16 protein-coding genes are annotated in these 17,257 nt (G+C 63.4%); 5 read left to right on the top strand and 11 right to left on the bottom strand.

Features of this window, described 5'->3' with window-relative positions; genetic code table 11:
- Nucleotides 1–33 precede the first annotated feature (33 nt).
- Both FHS78_RS08070 and FHS78_RS08065 read left to right on the top strand, forming a co-directional pair.
- Nucleotides 34–1,395 (top strand): divergent polysaccharide deacetylase family protein, encoded by a 1,362-nt coding sequence (locus FHS78_RS08070; protein ID WP_167092993.1) that lies wholly within the window; start codon nucleotides 34–36, stop codon nucleotides 1,393–1,395.
- A gap of 50 nt (nucleotides 1,396–1,445) precedes the next feature.
- Complete coding sequence (locus FHS78_RS08065) at nucleotides 1,446–1,970, top strand: RNA pyrophosphohydrolase (RefSeq protein ID WP_167092991.1); 525 nt, start codon at nucleotides 1,446–1,448, stop codon at nucleotides 1,968–1,970.
- Between the two features lie 3 nt (nucleotides 1,971–1,973).
- Here the strand turns inward: FHS78_RS08065 and FHS78_RS08060 are convergent, their stop codons facing one another.
- The 8 genes from FHS78_RS08060 to FHS78_RS08025 all read right to left on the bottom strand — a co-directional run bounded on the left by FHS78_RS08060 (nucleotide 1,974) and on the right by FHS78_RS08025 (nucleotide 11,705).
- On the bottom strand, nucleotides 1,974–2,798 hold the full coding sequence (locus FHS78_RS08060; RefSeq protein ID WP_167092989.1) for a ferritin-like domain-containing protein: 825 nt from the start codon (nucleotides 2,796–2,798) through the stop codon (nucleotides 1,974–1,976).
- A gap of 172 nt (nucleotides 2,799–2,970) precedes the next feature.
- On the bottom strand, nucleotides 2,971–3,369 hold the full coding sequence (locus FHS78_RS08055) for a F0F1 ATP synthase subunit epsilon (protein ID WP_167092987.1): 399 nt from the start codon (nucleotides 3,367–3,369) through the stop codon (nucleotides 2,971–2,973).
- Between the two features lie 53 nt (nucleotides 3,370–3,422).
- A complete protein-coding gene (gene atpD, locus FHS78_RS08050) occupies nucleotides 3,423–4,859 on the bottom strand; it encodes a F0F1 ATP synthase subunit beta (RefSeq protein WP_167092985.1) in 1,437 nt (478 codons plus the stop codon).
- A 353-nt stretch (nucleotides 4,860–5,212) separates the two neighbouring features.
- Entirely contained in the window at nucleotides 5,213–6,106 is an 894-nt protein-coding gene (locus FHS78_RS08045) for a F0F1 ATP synthase subunit gamma (protein ID WP_167092983.1), read from the bottom strand.
- Between the two features lie 38 nt (nucleotides 6,107–6,144).
- Complete coding sequence (gene atpA, locus FHS78_RS08040; RefSeq protein WP_167092981.1) at nucleotides 6,145–7,674, bottom strand: F0F1 ATP synthase subunit alpha; 1,530 nt, start codon at nucleotides 7,672–7,674, stop codon at nucleotides 6,145–6,147.
- Complete coding sequence (locus tag FHS78_RS08035; protein ID WP_167092979.1) at nucleotides 7,674–8,231, bottom strand: F0F1 ATP synthase subunit delta; 558 nt, start codon at nucleotides 8,229–8,231, stop codon at nucleotides 7,674–7,676. The genes atpA and FHS78_RS08035 overlap by 1 nt, the downstream gene beginning before the upstream one ends.
- A gap of 301 nt (nucleotides 8,232–8,532) precedes the next feature.
- Nucleotides 8,533–9,345 (bottom strand): class I SAM-dependent methyltransferase, encoded by an 813-nt coding sequence (locus FHS78_RS08030; RefSeq protein WP_167092977.1) that lies wholly within the window; start codon nucleotides 9,343–9,345, stop codon nucleotides 8,533–8,535.
- 173 nt (nucleotides 9,346–9,518) lie between these two features.
- Nucleotides 9,519–11,705, bottom strand: coding sequence for a primosomal protein N' (locus FHS78_RS08025; RefSeq protein WP_167092975.1), 2,187 nt, complete (start codon nucleotides 11,703–11,705; stop codon nucleotides 9,519–9,521).
- A 166-nt stretch (nucleotides 11,706–11,871) separates the two neighbouring features.
- On the opposite strand from FHS78_RS08025, the gene fsa reads away from it, so the two are divergent.
- The 3 genes from fsa to FHS78_RS08010 are packed head-to-tail and all read left to right on the top strand — an operon-like array spanning nucleotide 11,872 to nucleotide 14,276.
- A complete protein-coding gene (gene fsa, locus FHS78_RS08020; RefSeq protein ID WP_167092972.1) occupies nucleotides 11,872–12,528 on the top strand; it encodes a fructose-6-phosphate aldolase in 657 nt (218 codons plus the stop codon).
- 42 nt (nucleotides 12,529–12,570) lie between these two features.
- Nucleotides 12,571–13,305, top strand: a complete 735-nt coding sequence (locus FHS78_RS08015) for a DUF484 family protein (RefSeq protein WP_167092969.1) — start codon at nucleotides 12,571–12,573, stop codon at nucleotides 13,303–13,305.
- Nucleotides 13,278–14,276 carry a tyrosine recombinase XerC gene (locus tag FHS78_RS08010; protein ID WP_167092967.1) on the top strand — a complete coding sequence of 333 codons (999 nt, stop codon included), beginning with the start codon at nucleotides 13,278–13,280 and terminating at the stop codon, nucleotides 14,274–14,276. The genes FHS78_RS08015 and FHS78_RS08010 overlap by 28 nt, the downstream gene beginning before the upstream one ends.
- Before the next feature lie 6 nt (nucleotides 14,277–14,282).
- Here the strand turns inward: FHS78_RS08010 and lpdA are convergent, their stop codons facing one another.
- The 3 genes from lpdA to odhB are packed head-to-tail and all read right to left on the bottom strand — an operon-like array spanning nucleotide 14,283 to nucleotide 17,208.
- Nucleotides 14,283–15,701, bottom strand: a complete 1,419-nt coding sequence (lpdA, locus tag FHS78_RS08005) for a dihydrolipoyl dehydrogenase (RefSeq protein ID WP_167092965.1) — start codon at nucleotides 15,699–15,701, stop codon at nucleotides 14,283–14,285.
- Nucleotides 15,702–15,703: 2 nt separating this feature from the next.
- Nucleotides 15,704–15,895: a hypothetical protein gene (locus FHS78_RS08000; RefSeq protein WP_167092962.1), complete on the bottom strand. Its 192-nt coding sequence runs from the start codon at nucleotides 15,893–15,895 to the stop codon at nucleotides 15,704–15,706.
- A gap of 11 nt (nucleotides 15,896–15,906) precedes the next feature.
- Nucleotides 15,907–17,208, bottom strand: coding sequence for a 2-oxoglutarate dehydrogenase complex dihydrolipoyllysine-residue succinyltransferase (gene odhB, locus FHS78_RS07995; RefSeq protein WP_167092959.1), 1,302 nt, complete (start codon nucleotides 17,206–17,208; stop codon nucleotides 15,907–15,909).
- Nucleotides 17,209–17,257: the final 49 nt, after the last annotated feature.

Below are 17,257 nucleotides of genomic sequence, written 5' to 3'. Positions count from 1 at the left end.
CTTTGTCCCGCCCTTTCTGTTGATGTGGGGAACATGACGGCGGAAAGCCCGGGACCGAATCAGATCGAGGAAGCCCCCAGCGAGGCTCCCAAGGAAACAGCCGTCGAAGCCGGATCGGCCGGCGACGAGGCCGGCGCGCGCAGGCGCGGCCCCGGCCTGCTATCTATCGTGACGATTCTGGTTGCCCTTCTCTATGGCGGCACCCTCGCCTGGCTCGTGCTTGGCGATCACGATCTGGCAGGCGAACCCGTGGCCACCCTTTCGCTTCCCGCGCCCGAAACGGAAAACGGTCCGGCCAAGACCGAAGAAACGCCCGATATGGGCGTGGACGGCATCTCGACGGATCCCGCGCAACAGGCCGCCCCCCCGAAAAACACCGCACATGCCCCCGAAGACCGGTTACCGGCGGACAAGACGGCCCCGGACGCCGCCAACGACAATCTGAGCCCCGCCGAACGGGAGTTGATGGCCGCCGCCGACCGGCAAAGCGCCGCCGAAATCGCCTCGCAGGTAAAGATCACCGGCGCGGCGAGCGTGGACGGCATTTCCGCTCCGGAGAGCGCGCCCGTCATGCATGGCAGGCTCTCCGGCCCGCTGCCTGTCGTACCCGACAGGGCCCTGGTCGAAAGCACCGCGCAGGGCCCGTTGCCGCAAATCGGCCCCCAGGGCCGCAAGCCCTGGCGCATCTACGCCCGGCCGGTGCCGTCGGGCCTTCCCGCGAAAGGCCGTATCGCCATCGTGGTGAGCGGCATGGGGATTTCCGAAAGCGCAACGACCCATGCGATCGAGACCTTGCCGCCGGAAGTAACCCTCTCCTTCGCGCCCTATGGCCCCGGCCTCCAGAACTGGATCGACAAGGCCCGCACAGCCGGACATGAAGTCCTGCTGGAACTGCCGATGGAGCCCTATGGCTACCCGCAAAGCGATCCCGGCCCCTACACGCTCCTGACCTCGCTTCCCGAGAAGGAGAACCAGGCTCGCCTGAACTGGCTGATGAGCCGCTTTGCCGGCTATGCGGGGGTGATGAACTATCAAGGGGCGCGCTTTTCCACCTCCGCCACGGCGCTGGCGCCCGTGCTCGAGGCGCTCGACAAGCGCGGCCTGATGTATATCGACAATGGCGCCTCCGCCCGCAGCCTCGCCCCCTCCATTGCCGAAGAGGAAGGCCTGCCTTTTGCGCGCGCCGACCGCATCGTCGATCCGCAGCAAAGCGCGGAGGTGATATCCAATTCGCTCGATGCGCTGGAAGTCGCCGCGAAACAATCAGGGACCGCGCTCGGCGTCGCCTCGGGTTTCCCGGCAACCGTCGACGAAATCAACGAATGGGCCGCCGGCCTCGGGGCCAGAGGCCTTACCCTGGTGCCCGCCACCGCCGCCATACGCGAAAGCCGCTGACAACCGGCCAGACCGCCCCACGGACCGACCACCCGGAACGGAAAACGCCCATGCCCCGACATGCCGATACGCCGCGCGACCTGAAAGCCGAAGACCTGCCCTACCGCCCCTGTGTCGGCATCATGCTGATCAATGCCGAAGGGCTCGTCTGGGTCGGCAATCGCATTCAGGAAGTAGATACCGGCTCGCCCCTGACCTGGCAGATGCCGCTAGGCGGGATCGACAAGGGCGAGGAGGCGACTGCCGCCGCGTTGCGCGAACTGAGGGAAGAAACCGGCACCGACAAGGCGGACATTCTGGGCGAAACCGAGGGCTGGCTGCATTACGACCTGCCCGATCATCTGATCGGCGTCGCCCTCAAGGGCAAGTTTCGCGGGCAGGCCCAAAAATGGTTTGCCATGCGCTTCACCGGCCAGGATGGCGATATCGACATTGCCGCCGACGATCATCAGGAATTCAGCGAATGGGCATGGGTGCCGATCGACGAACTTGTCGAGCTGATCGTACCGTTCAAGCGAAGCGTCTATGAGCAGGTCATCGCCGAACTCGGGAAATACGCCGTTCCCGCGGGCTGAGGCTTAAATCGCCACCCGGGCGAGCTGCTTGGCACGGCGGTCCCAGAAGGCCCAGACCAGCTTCGACAGATTGCGCATCAGCCAGCCATGCGGCTTCACGCCGGTGGCCTTGGCGACCATGGACACCAGCCGCTCGACATGCTGGCGCCGGTAAAGCGCAAAGGCGCGTTTTTCATACGCCTTGGCATAGGCCTTCCGGTCATAGGCAACCGACCCGTCGAAGGGCGTATTGGCAGCATAGAAAGCCGAGGCCAGCTCGTCGTCATCCGCCTCCGAAACGCGACCGAGCGCCACGCGCGCACGGCCGAACCTGGAGGGCACCTTTTCCGTAAGGCTGTGAAACTGGTCGTAGAAAAGCTTGTAGTGGCGGAACTCGTCGGCCGCGACATTGCTTGCGATCTGCTTCAGTACCGGCTCGTCCGTCGCATCGCGAATGGCGCTGTAATAGGAAGAAGTGCCGCTTTCCACCACGCAACGGGCAATCAACTCGCCGCCCCGGCTGCCGCGAACCGATTCGATGGCATCGAGCGGGATCGAATAATTTTCGCGGAAACGGCGAAAGGCGTCCTCGAAGCTGAAATCCGGATCGGCCAGCTCCGCCCAGCGGGCCAGCGCCTGACCGTGTTGCACTTCCTCATCGCCCCATTTGTGAATGGCTTCCTTCACATCCGGGCAGTCGGAAAAGACGTTGCAGAGATAGGTCACATAATCCGGCGCATTGAACTCCACCAGCGCCGCCGCCTTCACGGCCTTCAGAATATCCGGATCCACCTTGGAGGCGTCGAAGTCCTCCCAGCGAATATCGTCCAGCGTCCAGTGTCGGCTCATCTCAATCACCTCGGAACATGGCAAAATGGCCAGTCAGCCTGAATATAAGCCAATCCCGGCAGCGTTTTAAGGGCCAGAACGACACACCCCACCCTTCGAAACGCGCCCTCAAAAGGAAACGGCGCCTCCCGGGGGAAGCGCCGTTGAATATCTTGCGCGGCTCTTGCGCAGCCTAGAGCATCTTGCGCAGGTCGCGCAGGTGATCCAGGCGCTCCTGGGCCCGCTGCCGCTTTTCTTCCGTCCGGGCGTCCTCGACATCTTCTTCGGCATTGCGAATTTCGCCGTCGAGATGCTCGGCGCTGAGATCGGTCAGCGGCACGGCATGCTCGGCAAGGAGCGTCAGGCCGCCCGCCGTCACTTCCGCGAAACCGCCGCGAACGAAATAGCGCTCCTTGGACTTGCCGCCTTCCTCGACGTCGATGACGCCGGGGCGCAGCACGGTCATGATCGGCGCATGGCCGGCCATGATGCCCATATCGCCTTCCTTGCCCGGCACGACGACCATATCGACATCGTCGGACAGCAGAAGCCGCTCGGGGCTCACCAGATCGAAACTCAGCTTGTCAGCCATCATCTAAGTCCTGTTGAGTGCCACGGTGACATGGCTGCCAGGCAAGCGGCGGGTTACGCCGCTTCCTTGGCCAGACGCTCGGCCTTGGCCACTGCGTCTTCGATGGTGCCGACCATGTAGAAGGCCGCTTCCGGCAGGTGGTCGTATTCGCCGTCGCAGAGCCCCTTGAAGCCCTTGATCGTGTCCTTCAGGTCCACGAGCACGCCGGGCGACCCGGTGAACACTTCGGCCACATGGAAGGGCTGGCTGAGGAAGCGCTCGATCTTGCGGGCGCGCGCCACCACGAGCTTGTCTTCTTCGGACAGTTCATCCATGCCGAGAATGGCGATGATGTCCTGCAGGCCCTTGTAGCGCTGCAGGATTTCCTGCACGCGACGGGCCGTCTCGTAATGCTCCTCGCCGACGACGCGCGGCTCGAGAATACGCGAGGTCGAGTCGAGCGGGTCCACGGCCGGGTAAATGCCCTTTTCGGAGATGGCGCGGTTGAGCACCGTCGTCGCATCCAGATGGGCAAAGGAGGTGGCCGGCGCCGGGTCGGTCAGGTCGTCGGCGGGCACGTAAATGGCCTGCACCGAGGTAATCGAACCCTTGGTGGTCGTCGTAATACGCTCCTGCAGCGCGCCCATATCGGTGGCGAGCGTCGGCTGGTAACCCACGGCGGAGGGGATGCGGCCCAGAAGCGCCGACACCTCGGAACCCGCCTGGGTGAAGCGGAAGATATTGTCCACGAAGAAGAGCACGTCCTGGCCTTGGTCGCGGAAATGCTCGGCAACCGTCAGACCCGACAGCGCCACACGGGCACGCGCTCCGGGCGGCTCGTTCATCTGGCCGTAGATCAGCGCGCATTTGGAACCCGTAGTCGAACCGCTGTTCTCCTTGGGGTCCTTGTTCACGCCGGACTCGATCATCTCGTAATAGAGATCGTTGCCCTCGCGCGTACGCTCGCCCACGCCGGCGAACACGGAATAACCGCCATGCGCCTTCGCGATGTTGTTGATGAGCTCCTGAATGAGCACCGTCTTGCCCACGCCGGCGCCGCCGAACAGGCCGATCTTACCGCCGCGCGAATAGGGCGCGAGGAGGTCCACCACCTTGATGCCGGTGATCAGCATCTCGGCTTCCGTGGACTGCTCCACGAATTCAGGGGCTTCCTGGTGAATTTCGCGCAGGGCTTCGCCTTCGATGGGGCCGGCTTCGTCCACCGGCTCGCCGATCACATTCATGATGCGCCCAAGCGTCGCTTCGCCGACCGGCACCTGGATCGAGTGGCCCGTATCGGTCACTTCCTGACCGCGGGTCAGCCCTTCGGTGGAGTCCATGGCGATGGTGCGTACCGTGTTTTCACCCAGATGCTGCGCCACTTCGAGCACCAGCCGGGTACCGTTATTATCGGTCTCCAGCGCGTTCATGATGGCCGGCAGGTGATCGTCGAATTCGACGTCCACGACGGCGCCAATCACCTGACTGATCTTGCCGACAACATTGCTCATACTGTCTATCCCTGCTTCGCATGCCGGAAAGCGCTCAACCGCTTCCCCGTTATCGTCATCCGGCGCGGCCGGAACCGCATCCATTGTTTCCGCAACCGCTTCCGCCTGCTCCGTCGCAGTCGCGCCCGCAATCGGAGCGTCTTCCTGCCTGGCAGGCGCCGGTAGCGCCTTCGGCCCGGACGCGCTCCCCGGAAGGATACGCGCCAGAAGCCTTCTTACATTCGCAAGCAGCCGGCTGCGCCAGCCTTGCCTGTTACCTAACTCGGACATCGTGCCCCTTCGGAAACATCCGGCCTTTCGGCCCTCACATCCTCACGGGGCATTTTCGCCCTTCTCGTTTCCGGCACCGCCCGTCAGAGCGCTTCCGCACCGGAAATAATTTCGATCAGTTCCTTCGTGATCTGCGCCTGGCGCGTGCGGTTGTAGGTGATCGTCAGCTTGTCGATCATCTCGCCCGCATTGCGCGTCGCATTGTCCATCGCGGTCATGCGCGCGCCTTCCTCGCTGGCCCCGTTCTCGAGCAGCGCCCGGAAGATCTGGACCGACAGATTGCGCGGCAGCAAATCCTTCAGGATTTCGGTTTCGTCCGGCTCATATTCGTAGATCGCCCCGCCGAGACGGGCCACGATTTCCTCTTCGGCTTCCGCGCCGCCCACCGAAGCGGGGATCAGCGACTGCGTCGTCGGGATCTGCGTCACGACATTCTGGAAGCGGGAATAGAACAGCGTACAGACGTCGAACTCGCCATTCTCGAACATGTCGATCACGCGCTGACCGACCTGGTCGGCATGTTCGAAACCGAACTTGCGCACGCCGGAAAACTCGATCGTGTCGATGATGTAGTCGCCGTAAAGCCGCTTGAGCGCATCCCGGCCCTTCTTGCCGACGCACAGGATCTTCACGGTCTTGCCTTCGCCGACGAGTTTGACGATGCGCTCGCGCGCCAGGCGCACGATGGAGGCGTTGAAACCGCCGCACAGACCGCGTTCGGCGGTTGCGACGACAAGCAGATGAACCTGGTCCTTGCCATTGCCGATCAGAAGCTCGGGCGCATCGTCCCGATCCTTCATGCCGGCGGCGAGGTTGGCCATGACGCGGTCCATGCGCTCGGCATAGGGACGCGCCGCCTCGGCCGCTTCCTGCGCACGGCGCAGCTTCGCGGCGGCGACCATCTGCATCGCCTTGGTGATCTTCTGCGTCGACTGGACGCTGGAGATCCGGTTTCTAAGTTCCTTCAGGCTTGCCATGCGGCGCTATCCCGTGACTGCTTCTTCCATTCCGCCGATCAGGCAAACGCGCTGGCGAAAGCCTCGACCGCGCTCTGAAGCTTCGCTTCCGTGTCGGAAGAAAGCTGCTTTTCGGTCCGGATGGTCTCGAGAATGTCGGCATGCTTGGAGCGGAAGCTGCGCAGCAGCTCTTCCTCGAAGCGGCCGACTTCGGCGAGGGCGAGCTTGTCGAGATAGCCGTTCACGCCGGCATAGATCACGACGACCTGTTCTTCCACCTTGAGCGGCGAGAACTGGCCCTGCTTCAGAAGTTCCGTCAGGCGCGAACCGCGGTTCAGCAGGCGCTGCGTGGAAGCGTCGAGGTCGGAACCGAACTGCGCGAAGGCAGCCATTTCGCGGTACTGGGCGAGCTCGCCCTTGATCTTGCCCGCGACCTGCTTCATCGCCTTGATCTGGGCGGAAGAGCCCACGCGGCTCACCGACAGACCCACATTCACCGCCGGACGCACGCCCTGATGGAACAGGTCCGTTTCCAGGAAGATCTGACCGTCCGTGATCGAGATCACATTGGTCGGAATGTAGGCGGACACGTCGTTCGCCTGGGTTTCGATGATCGGCAGGGCCGTCATGGACCCCGAACCATGCTCTTCGTTGAGCTTGGCGGCGCGCTCCAGCAGACGGGAGTGCAGGAAGAACACGTCGCCCGGATAGGCTTCGCGTCCGGGCGGACGGCGAAGCAGGAGCGACATCTGACGATAGGCGACGGCCTGCTTGGACAGATCGTCATAGATCGTCAGGGCATGCATGCCGTTGTCGCGGAAGAACTCGGCCATGGCGCAACCGGCAAACGGTGCCAGGAACTGCAGCGGGGCCGGCTCGGAGGCCGTCGCGGCGACCACGATCGAATATTCGAGCGCGCCGTTTTCTTCCAGCGTCTTCACGATCTGGGCGACCGTGGAGCGCTTCTGGCCGATGGCGACATAAACGCAATAGAGCTTCTGATTCTCGTCGTCGCCCTGGTTCAGCGGCTTCTGGTTGAGAATCGCGTCGATGGCGATGGCGGTCTTGCCGGTCTGGCGGTCGCCAATGATCAGCTCACGCTGACCACGGCCGATCGGGATCAGCGCATCGATCGCCTTGAGGCCCGTCTGCATCGGCTCATGCACCGATTTGCGGGGGATGATGCCCGGCGCCTTCACGTCCACGCGGCGGCGCTCGGCGCCCTCGATCGGGCCCTTGCCGTCGATCGGATTGCCAAGCGGGTCCACGACGCGGCCCAGCAGGCCCTTGCCGACGGGAACGTCCACGATGGCGCCCGTGCGCTTGACCGTGTCGCCTTCCTTGATCTTCCGGTCGGAACCGAAAATCACGACGCCGACATTGTCGTCTTCGAGGTTGAGCGCCATGCCCCGGATACCGCCCGGGAACTCTACCATTTCACCGGCTTCGACATTGTCGAGGCCGTAAACGCGGGCGATACCGTCACCGACGGAAAGAACCTGGCCGACCTCGGAAACCTGCGCCTCGGCGCCGAAACCCTTGATCTGCTGTTTGAGGATCGCGGAGATCTCCGCAGCCTGAATGTCCATCAGGAAGCCTCTTTCATGGCAATCTTGAGAGAATTGAGTTTGGTCCGCAGCGAGGAATCGATCATCCGGCTGCCGACCTTGACGATGAGACCGCCAAGCAGCGACTCATCGACGGTGGTTTCGATATTCACATCGCGCCCGGTAGCCGATTTGAGCGCGGTTTTGAGCCCATCGACCTGGGCATCGGAAAGCGCGTGGGCGGATGCCACGCTGGCAGTGATCTCGCCGCGCTTGACCGCGAGCAGCTGGCGAAACGCCGACATCATGCCCGGCAGCGCGAAAAGCCTGCGATTCTTGACGACAAGACCGATGAACTGCGCGGTCAAACCGGCGATTCCGGCCTTTTCCAGCACGGCGGCGATGGCCTTGCCCTGCACGTCGGCGCCGAAAACGGGGCTGCGCACAAGCCGGCGCAGATCTTCGCTCTCGTCCAGCATCCGGCCGATAGAGGCCAGATCATCGGCCACCGCGTCGAGCGACCCCTCGCTTTCCGCCAGTTCGAAAAGGGCAGTCGCATAGCGACCAGCCACACCAGTTACGGGTTGTTCAGATGACACGTCCGGCGCTCGCCTGTCTTTGTCATGGAAGCTGGCACGCGAAATTTTCAGATGCGAACCAAGCTATTGAAATAACTCGAAAAATTCGGCCAAGTAAGACCGCTGGCAACCCGGTGCCCCCGAGGCCGCGCGTTAGGTAACACAAGCTCCGCGCAGGTGCAACAAGAGCCGGACCGAATAGGGCCCATACGGGACGATTGGAAGCAAGTTCAGCCATGCATGAGCAGGCCTTCCGCAGGGGAAAGCTGCTCATCGATACATGTCGGACGGACCCCGGCAGGCCCCGGCGAGGGGCGGCCCTTCACGCCGATCTTTTCAGGGCCTTCGCATGGCGCTTGGCAATGGCCATCACGTCGCGCGCCTTGGAGGGATCCTGGGCGCAGAGCTTGTCGCAAATCTGGAGAATCTGCTCGGGCGACAGCGTGATCTGGGAGCGTTGCACCGGGGGCGGAGACGGCAAGCGCCTGCGCTCCTCTTTCGCCCGCGCGCCCAGCGAAAGAAGCTCCTCGCTGAGCGGTGCCTTGAAGTCGAAATCCCGCTCCTTCGTGAAAAACCAGGAGGGATAGCGCGACTGGTTGGTCGTCTCCCTGCGCCCGGTCACGTGCAACTGGACGCCCAGCTCGTTTGCAAAGCTGTTGACCGCCCATTTCACCAGCGGCCAGTCGTCGTGATAGTCGTCGCCCGCCACGACGCCGCCGGTCTTTACCTTCCGGAACCAGTCGACAAAGGACTTGCCTCCTTCTTCGCCAGTATGGGCGTAACCGTCGAAATAGACGAAGTCGAAATAATTGTCGTCGAACAGCGCCAGCGCATCGTCGAACGACATGCGAAGCAGCTTGTAATTCTCCGAAATGCCGACATGCTTCAGCGCGTGGACATATTCGGCCGTATCGTGATGGTCGGCATACAGATCAACGCCGAAGAAAGCCTTGAACTTGCCGCTTTCGACCATGCGCCGGGAAAACACGCCTCCGGCAACGCCCAGCTCTATGCCGATATTGTCGTGGCCCTTCAGCGAACGGATAACGTCATGACGGTGGAAGTCCTCTTCCACCCGCACCGGAATGTCGGGCGCCCTTTGGGCCGCCAGGCGGTTGATCTCCTGAAGATTCATGATGGAACGCCCCCGCTTGCCCGAATCCAGTCATACGGAGGGCCATTTCGCAGCCACGCAATTTCCACCCTGCGCGTGACCTTGAACGGCAGCCCCCGCTCACCGCATTGTTGGGGGAACATGATTTCCAACTTCTTAACGGGCCGATATGCGCGCCTGCCCACCACCCGCTCTCACAGGAAACTGTAGGGGTCTATATCGACGCTGATGCGCGCGGCATTGGGCACTTTGAAATCGGCGAGCCAGGCATTCATGAAGGCCTGCACATTAACGCCACGGCCCGCCTTCACCAGGAAGCGCAGCCTCGTCCGTCCCCGGAGCAACGCGATCGGCGCGGGCGCGGGCCCTAAAACGGAAACATGATCGGCGGCGGGTACACGCCTTGCCATCTCGCGGGCCACACGCTGGGCAAGCCCGCCATCGTGAGAGGACACGACCACCCCGACCAGGCGCCCATAGGGCGGCAGTTCCATGCGCTCGCGCATTTCCGCCTCGCGCTCGAGAAACGCATCCCGGTCACCGGAAACCAGCGCTCGCATCACGCCATGTTCGGGCATATAGGATTGGAGGAAGACGCGGCCTGCCCGCTCCGCCCGGCCTGCGCGCCCCGCCACCTGCTGGAGGAGCTGGAAGGTCCGTTCGCCCGCGCGCAGATCGCCGTTTTCGAGCCCCAGATCGGCATCGACCACGCCCACCAGCGTCAGCCAGGGGAAATGATGCCCCTTCGCCATGACCTGCGTGCCGATGACGATGTCGATCTCGCGTTCCTCGATGGCGGAAAATACATCCACATGGCTTTGCGGCCCGCGCAGATTGTCGCTCGAAACGAGCGCCACGCGCGCATCCGGAAAACGCTCGGACACCTCCTCCGCGATACGCTCCACACCCGGTCCGCAGGCGACGAGCGAGTCTTCCGCGCCGCAGGACGGACAGGCCTTCGGCACCGGTGCCGTATAACCGCAATGATGACAGCGAAGCTCGCGCCGGAACCGATGTTCGACGAGCCAGGCCGAACAATCCGGGCACTGGATGCGATGACCGCAGCTCCGGCAGAGCGTCAACGGCGCGTAGCCCCGGCGATTGAGAAACAGCATGGATTGCTCGCCCGCCTCGAGCGTCCGGACCATTTCCTGCACCAGCACGGGCGAGAGCCAGCGTCCCCGCTCCGGCGGATGGGTGCGCATGTCGATGGCGGCGATCCGCGGCAATTGCGCATCGCCATGCCGGCCGGTCAGCACCAGCCTTTCATACCGGCCCTGTTCCGCGTTCACGGCGCTTTCGAGCGAGGGCGTGGCGGAACTGAGGATGACCGGAAAGCTGCCGAGAGAGGCGCGTACGACGCCCATGTCGCGGGCATGATAGGTTACGCCTTCTTCCTGCTTGAAGGCGCTTTCATGCTCTTCATCGATCACGATGAGGCCGAGATCGGGAAAAGGCAGGAAAAGCGCCGAGCGCGCACCGATGACCGCCTTCACGCGTCCCTCCGCCACGCCGCGCCAGACCCGCCGGCGCTCGCGGGTGGACAGCTCCGAATGCCATTCCGCCGGGCGGCAGCCGAAACGCCGCTCGAACCGGTCGAGAAATTGCGCGGTGAGGGCGATTTCCGGCACCAGGACGAGCGCCTGATGGCCCTGCCGCATCGCCTCCGCCACGGCCTCGAAATAGACTTCCGTCTTGCCCGAACCCGTCACCCCGTCAAGCAGCAATGGCGCGAACCGTCCTTCCCGGACGCGCTCGACAAGGCAGCCCGCCGCTTCGGCCTGTTCCGGCGACAGCTCGAGCCCTTGCGCATCCGGGTCCGGATCCTCGAACGGCGCATCCGCCGGCAGTTCCACCGGCACCAGCGTCTCCGCCTCCACGAGCCCGCGCACCACCCCGTCGGAAACGCCGGCTTCTTCCGCCAGTTCCCTGACGGTCCGCAGGAACCCGTCCGAGGCCGTCGCAACCACCCGCTCGCGCGCCGAGGTCATTCGGGCGGGCCTCGTATTGGTCAATTGATAGGCGATGCGGGTACGCGCCGGTTCCAGCGCGCCCGGCGCCCTTATCGCGAGCCTCAGAACCGAGCCGCGCGGATTGAGCGTGTAACCCGCCACCCAGTCGATGAAACGGCGCAGCACCGCGGGCATGGGCGGCACATCCTCGATGACTTCCGAGACGGGTTTCAGCCGCCTGGCGTCGATCTCGCCGGTCGCCTCGCCCCAGATCACGCCCAGCACCTCGCGGGGCCCGAGCGGCACGACCACGAAACTGCCCTCCTCCGCCGCCATGCCGGGCGGCAGGTCGTAATCATAGGGGCCGGGCAGCGCCAGCGGGATCAGCACGCTGACGGTGCGGCCCCCCTCATGCGGAGGGGCGGACATGCCTCAATTCAGTAGGGCCGAATGCGAGTCGCGGCAAGGGAGAGCAACACAAAACAAAAAAGGCGCCTCCGTTAACCTCTTTAGCAGGCACACGCTCTTGCGCATGGGGAACCGACGCGGCACAACAGAAATCCTTTCGCAGACCTTCCGCCAACGGGACCAGACGATGAAATTCTTTGTGGATACGGCCGATATCGACGCCATTCGGGAACTTTCCGAAACCGGGCTTCTGGACGGCGTGACGACCAACCCCTCGCTGATCGCGAAATCGGGGCGCGATTTCATCGAGGTGGTGACGGAAATCTGCGACATGGTGGAAGGCCCCGTCAGCGCGGAAGTCACCGCGCTCGACGCGCCCGCCATGATCGAGGAAGGCCGCAAGCTCGCCGCGATCGCGGAAAATATCGCGGTAAAGGTGCCGCTGACCTGGGACGGCCTCAAAGCCTGCAAGGCGCTGACCGATGAAGGCCATATGGTCAATGTGACGCTCTGCTTCTCCGCCAACCAGGCGCTTCTGGCGGCCAAGGCCGGAGCCACTTTCATTTCGCCCTTTATCGGCCGCCTCGACGACGTGCATCTCGACGGCATGGAGCTCATCCAGGACATCCGCACCATCTATGACAACTATCCCGAATTCGGGACGGAGATTCTGGCGGCTTCGATTCGCAATCCGAACCATGTGAAGGACGCCGCCCTGGCCGGCGCCGATGTGGCAACCGTTCCTCCCGCGGTGCTCAAAAGCCTTGTGGCGCACCCCCTTACGGATAAGGGCCTGGAACAATTTCTGGCCGATTGGGCAAAGACGGGACAAAAAATTCTTTGATCGGGTAACCTGTCGGTAGGGTTGTGGGGAGATGCTGTCGTCATGAGCCAATACAGCGACCAGCCAGAAGCGGAATTGATCGGCGCCTCGACGTTGAACGTGGACGAGGTGAAGACCTATCTGCGCCAGCATCCGGAACTTCTCGCCAACGATCCCGACCTGATCGAGACCCTTGTGCCGCCGTCCCAGTCGACGGGGCGCAACGTCCTCGACATGCAGCATTTCATGATCGCACGGCTTCAGCACCAGATCCGCACGCTGCGCGAGATCCAGGCGGAGCTGATCGAAGCCTCGTCGCTGAACAGCCTTGCCCGCGACCAGGTTCATCAGGTCGCGCTGACGCTGCTCGACACGAAAAGTTTCGAGCATCTGATCGAGTTCGTCACCGACGAGAACGGTCTGGCCCGCATGCTCGGCGTGCGCGCGGCCGCGCTCTGCATCGAAACCACGAACGGCGTCGCCGGAATAGGCATTCGCGGCGTGCGCGTGCTGGAAGCCGATGGCGTGGATCGCATTCTGGGCGAGGGCTGCACCCACCGCTTGGCAGGCCATGTTACCGGCAGCCGCAGTCTTTACGGCCACCTCGCCGAGGAAGTGCAGTCCGAAGCGCTGGTGCGCCTCGACTTCTCGCCCGCGACGCCGCCCGGCCTGCTGGCGCTTGGCGGTTTCGGTCAGGACCAGTTTCACCCCGACCAGGGCACGGATCTGCTTGAATTCCTTGCCCGTATCGTGGAGCGCTGCGTGCGCCAATGGCTCGACCTGCCGCCGCAACGCTGACCGGCGGCTCAGCGCCCGCCCTCTCCCCTGACGATGCCGCCAGAGCTATCCCCGCGTCGGAAGACGCCCGCCGCGCCTTGCGTGATTGGTATGCGCATCTTGCCTCGGAGCGGCGCGCAAGCAGCGCCACGTTGGCAAACTACCATCGGGACGTGACCCGTTTCTTCGAATTCCTTTGCGAACATCTGGGCGGTACGCCCGGCCTCACAGAGCTTGAAAACCTGCAAACGCGCGACCTGCGCGCCTTCCTCACGAAACGCCGCAATGACGGCCTGAAACCGCGCAGCCTGGCCCGCACACTTTCGAGCCTGAAATCGCTTTTCCGCTTTCTGGCGCGCGCCGGCATCCTGACCAACACCCCCGTCATGGCGATGCGGGGGCCGAAACTCCCCCATTCGCTTCCCAAACCCCTGAGCGAAAACGATGCCCGCGCGCTTATCGACGAAGCCCAGGATGCCGGACGCCTGCCATGGCAGGGCGCGCGCGACACGGCGGTGCTGATCCTTCTTTATGGTTGCGGCCTGCGCATTGCCGAGGCGCTGTCGCTGAAACGCGGCGACGTGCCTTTCGGCAGCACACTGCGCGTCATCGGCAAGGGCAACAAGGAACGCATCGTGCCGATCCTGCCCGTCGCGCGCGACGCGGTGGACACCTATCTGGCGCTTTGTCCGCATGCGCTGAGCGCGGAAGACCCGCTCTTCGTGGGCACACGCGGCGGCGCGCTCGGCCAGCGGCAGATACGTGCCTCGATCGAAAATTTGCGATTGCGGCTCGGCCTGCCCGACAGCGTAACGCCGCATGCGCTGCGCCACTCCTTCGCCACGCATCTGCTGTCGGCAGGCGGCGACCTGCGCGCCATCCAGGAACTGCTCGGCCATGCGAGCCTGTCCACGACGCAGATCTATACGGAAGTGGAAAGCCAGCGCCTGCTCGACATCTACGACAAGGCGCATCCCAAGGCGAAGGGCTGACACCCCTCACATGTGAATCGGCGACCCCGTCACGGCGAGCGCGGCTTCCTTGACCGCTTCCGACATGGTGGGATGCGCGAAACAGGTGCGCGCGATATCTTCCGACGAGCCGCCGAACTCCATCGCGATCACGGCTTCCGCGATCATCTCGCCCGCATTGGCGCCGATGATGTGAACGCCCAGCACGCGGTCGGTTTTCTTGTCGGCGATGATCTTCACGAAACCGTCCGTCACCTTGTTCGCCTTGGCGCGGCCATTCGCCGTGAAGGGGAATTTGCCGACATTGTACTCGACGCCATCCGATTTCAGCTGCTCTTCGGTTTTGCCCACGCTCGCCACTTCCGGCGCGGTATAGACCACGCTCGGAATGGTGCCGTAGTTCACATGGCCGCTCTTGCCCGAAAGCATCTCCGCGAGCGCGGATCCTTCATCCATCGCCTTGTGCGCCAGCATCGGACCGGCAATCGCATCGCCGATCGCATAGATGCCGTCGACATTGGTCTTGAACCGGCCGTCGACCTTCACCCGTCCGCGCTCGTCGGTCTCGACGCCCGCATCCTCGAGCCCGAGCCCGTCGGTGTAGGGCACGCGGCCGATACAGACGAGTACGGCATCCGCATCGAGCGTCTCGCCGTCGCCGCCCCCCTTTTCGTCGGATTTCGCCGGCTCCACGCTCACCTTGTAGCCGGAGCGCTGCTTGGCCACACCCGTCACCTTGGTGCCGAGCTTGAAGGTAAAGCCCTGCTTCTTGAGCGTCCGCTGGAAGGTCTTGCAGACTTCGCCATCCATGCCCGGCAGGATCGCATCCATGAACTCGACGACCGTCACCTCCGCGCCGAGGCGCGACCAGACGGAACCGAGTTCGAGGCCGATCACGCCGCCGCCGATGACGACGAGCTTGCCCGGCACCTTGGCAAGGGAAAGCGCGCCGGTGGAAGACACCACGCCCTTTTCGTCGATCTCGACGCCCGGCAGCTTCGCCACGTCCGAGCCCGTCGCAATGACGATGTTCTTCGCCTCGACCGTCTGCTTGCCGTCCTTGTCGGCAACTTCGACCTTGCCCGGCGCAACGATCTTGCCCGCGCCTTTCAGCCAGTCGATCTTGTTCTTCTTGAAGAGGAATTCGATGCCCTTGGTGTTGCCGTCGATCGCCTCGTCCTTGAAGGCGAGCATCTTTTTCAGGTCGAGCTTGGGCGTCCCGACATTGATGCCCATATCGGCGAACTTGTGGCCGGCTTCCTCGAAAAGCTCGGAAGCATGCAGCAGCGCCTTGGAAGGAATGCAGCCGATATTGAGGCATGTGCCGCCCAGCGCGTCGCGCTTTTCGACCACCCCGACCTTCATCCCCAGCTGCGCGGCCTTGATCGCGCATTCATAGCCGCCGGGGCCCGCACCGATCACGACGAGATCATACGCATCAGCCATGGTCATTCCTTCTCAAGCTTCTTGCACACATCTTCCGGCGCTTCTCTGACGAAGATACCGCTGAGATCTCCGCCGCCATCCGACGCCGCAAAGCAGATGACGGTATGTCCACCGATGCCCGATTTCACATAGGCGACCATCTGCGGATTTACCCAGACGGGTTCGCCGGAAGAGACCTCGGTGAACTGGATCATGCGGGCCGCCCTTAAAGGTCGAGCAGCAGGCGCTGCGGGTCTTCGAGACTTTCCTTCACGCGCACCAGGAAGGTCACGGCTTCCTTGCCGTCCACGATCCGGTGGTCATAGGACAGTGCCAGATACATCATCGGGCGGATCCTGATTTCGCCGTCGACCACCATCGGGCGTTCCTGGATCTTGTGCATGCCGAGAATGCCCGACTGCGGCGCATTCAGGATCGGCGTGGACATGAGCGAGCCATAGACGCCGCCATTGGAGATGGTGAAGGTGCCGCCCTGAAGTTCGTCGAGCTTCAGATCGCCGTCGCGCGCGCGGCGCCCGAAATCGTTGATCGTCTTTTCGATGCCCGCGATGGAAAGCTCCTGCGCTTCGCGGACGACGGGGACGACGAGACCCTTCTCGGTGCCGACCGCCACGCCGATATTGTAATAATTCTTGTAGATCAGCTCGTCGCCGTCGATCTCGGCATTCACGGCGGGAATTTCCTGCAACGCATGAATGCAGGCCTTCACGAAGAAGCCCATGAAGCCGAGCCGCACGCCGTGCTTCTTCTCGAAAAGTTCCTTGTGCTGGCTCCGGAGCGACATGACAGCGCCCATATCCACCTCGTTGAAGGTGGTGAGCATCGCCGCGGTGTTCTGCGCTTCCTTGAGACGTGAAGCGATGGTTTTCCTGAGCCGCGTCATCCGTACGCGCTCCTCGCGCGCGCTCTGATCGGCAGGCGCGGACACGGAAGAGGCATCGGCGGGCTTTGCCGCCGGCTTGGCTTCCGGCTTCGTTTCCTGCCCGGCCGAGGCACCGCCTTCGGCCGCGCGCATCGCGTCTTCCTTGGTGATGCGCCCGCCCGGTCCGGTGCCTTCGATCGTCGATACGTCGAGATTGTTTTCATCGACGATGCGGCGAACCGCGGGCGACAACGCCTCTTCGCCCGCATCGGCCTTGGCGGGCGCGGCTTCTTCCTTCTTGGGCTCTTCTTTCTTGGGTTCTTCCTTTTTCGGCTCTTCCTTGGCCGCGGCCTTTTTCGGCTCTTCCTTCTTCTCGTCCTTCTTGGGCTGAGCCTTCGCCTCCGATCCGGCTTCGCCCAGCATGCCGAGAAGCGCGCCGACCTCCACCGTCTCGCCATCGGCAACGGCGATCTCGGACAACACGCCGGCCGACGGCGCGGGCACTTCCACGCTTACCTTGTCGGTCTCCAGCTCGACCAGCGGCTCATCCACTTCCACGCTGTCGCCGGGCTTTTTGTACCATTGGGCGACGGTGGCTTCGGTAACGGATTCGCCCAGCGTGGGCACGCGAATTTCGGTCGACATCTGACTGCCTTTCTCGGACGGCCGTTCCCGCTTCAACCAGAGAAGCGGC

The organism is Parvibaculum indicum, assembly GCF_011762095.1.
Classification (GTDB): Bacteria; Pseudomonadota; Alphaproteobacteria; order Parvibaculales; family Parvibaculaceae; genus Parvibaculum; species Parvibaculum indicum.
Note: the sequence above shows the minus strand (reverse complement) of the source record. Positions and strands in the feature narration are given on the sequence as shown.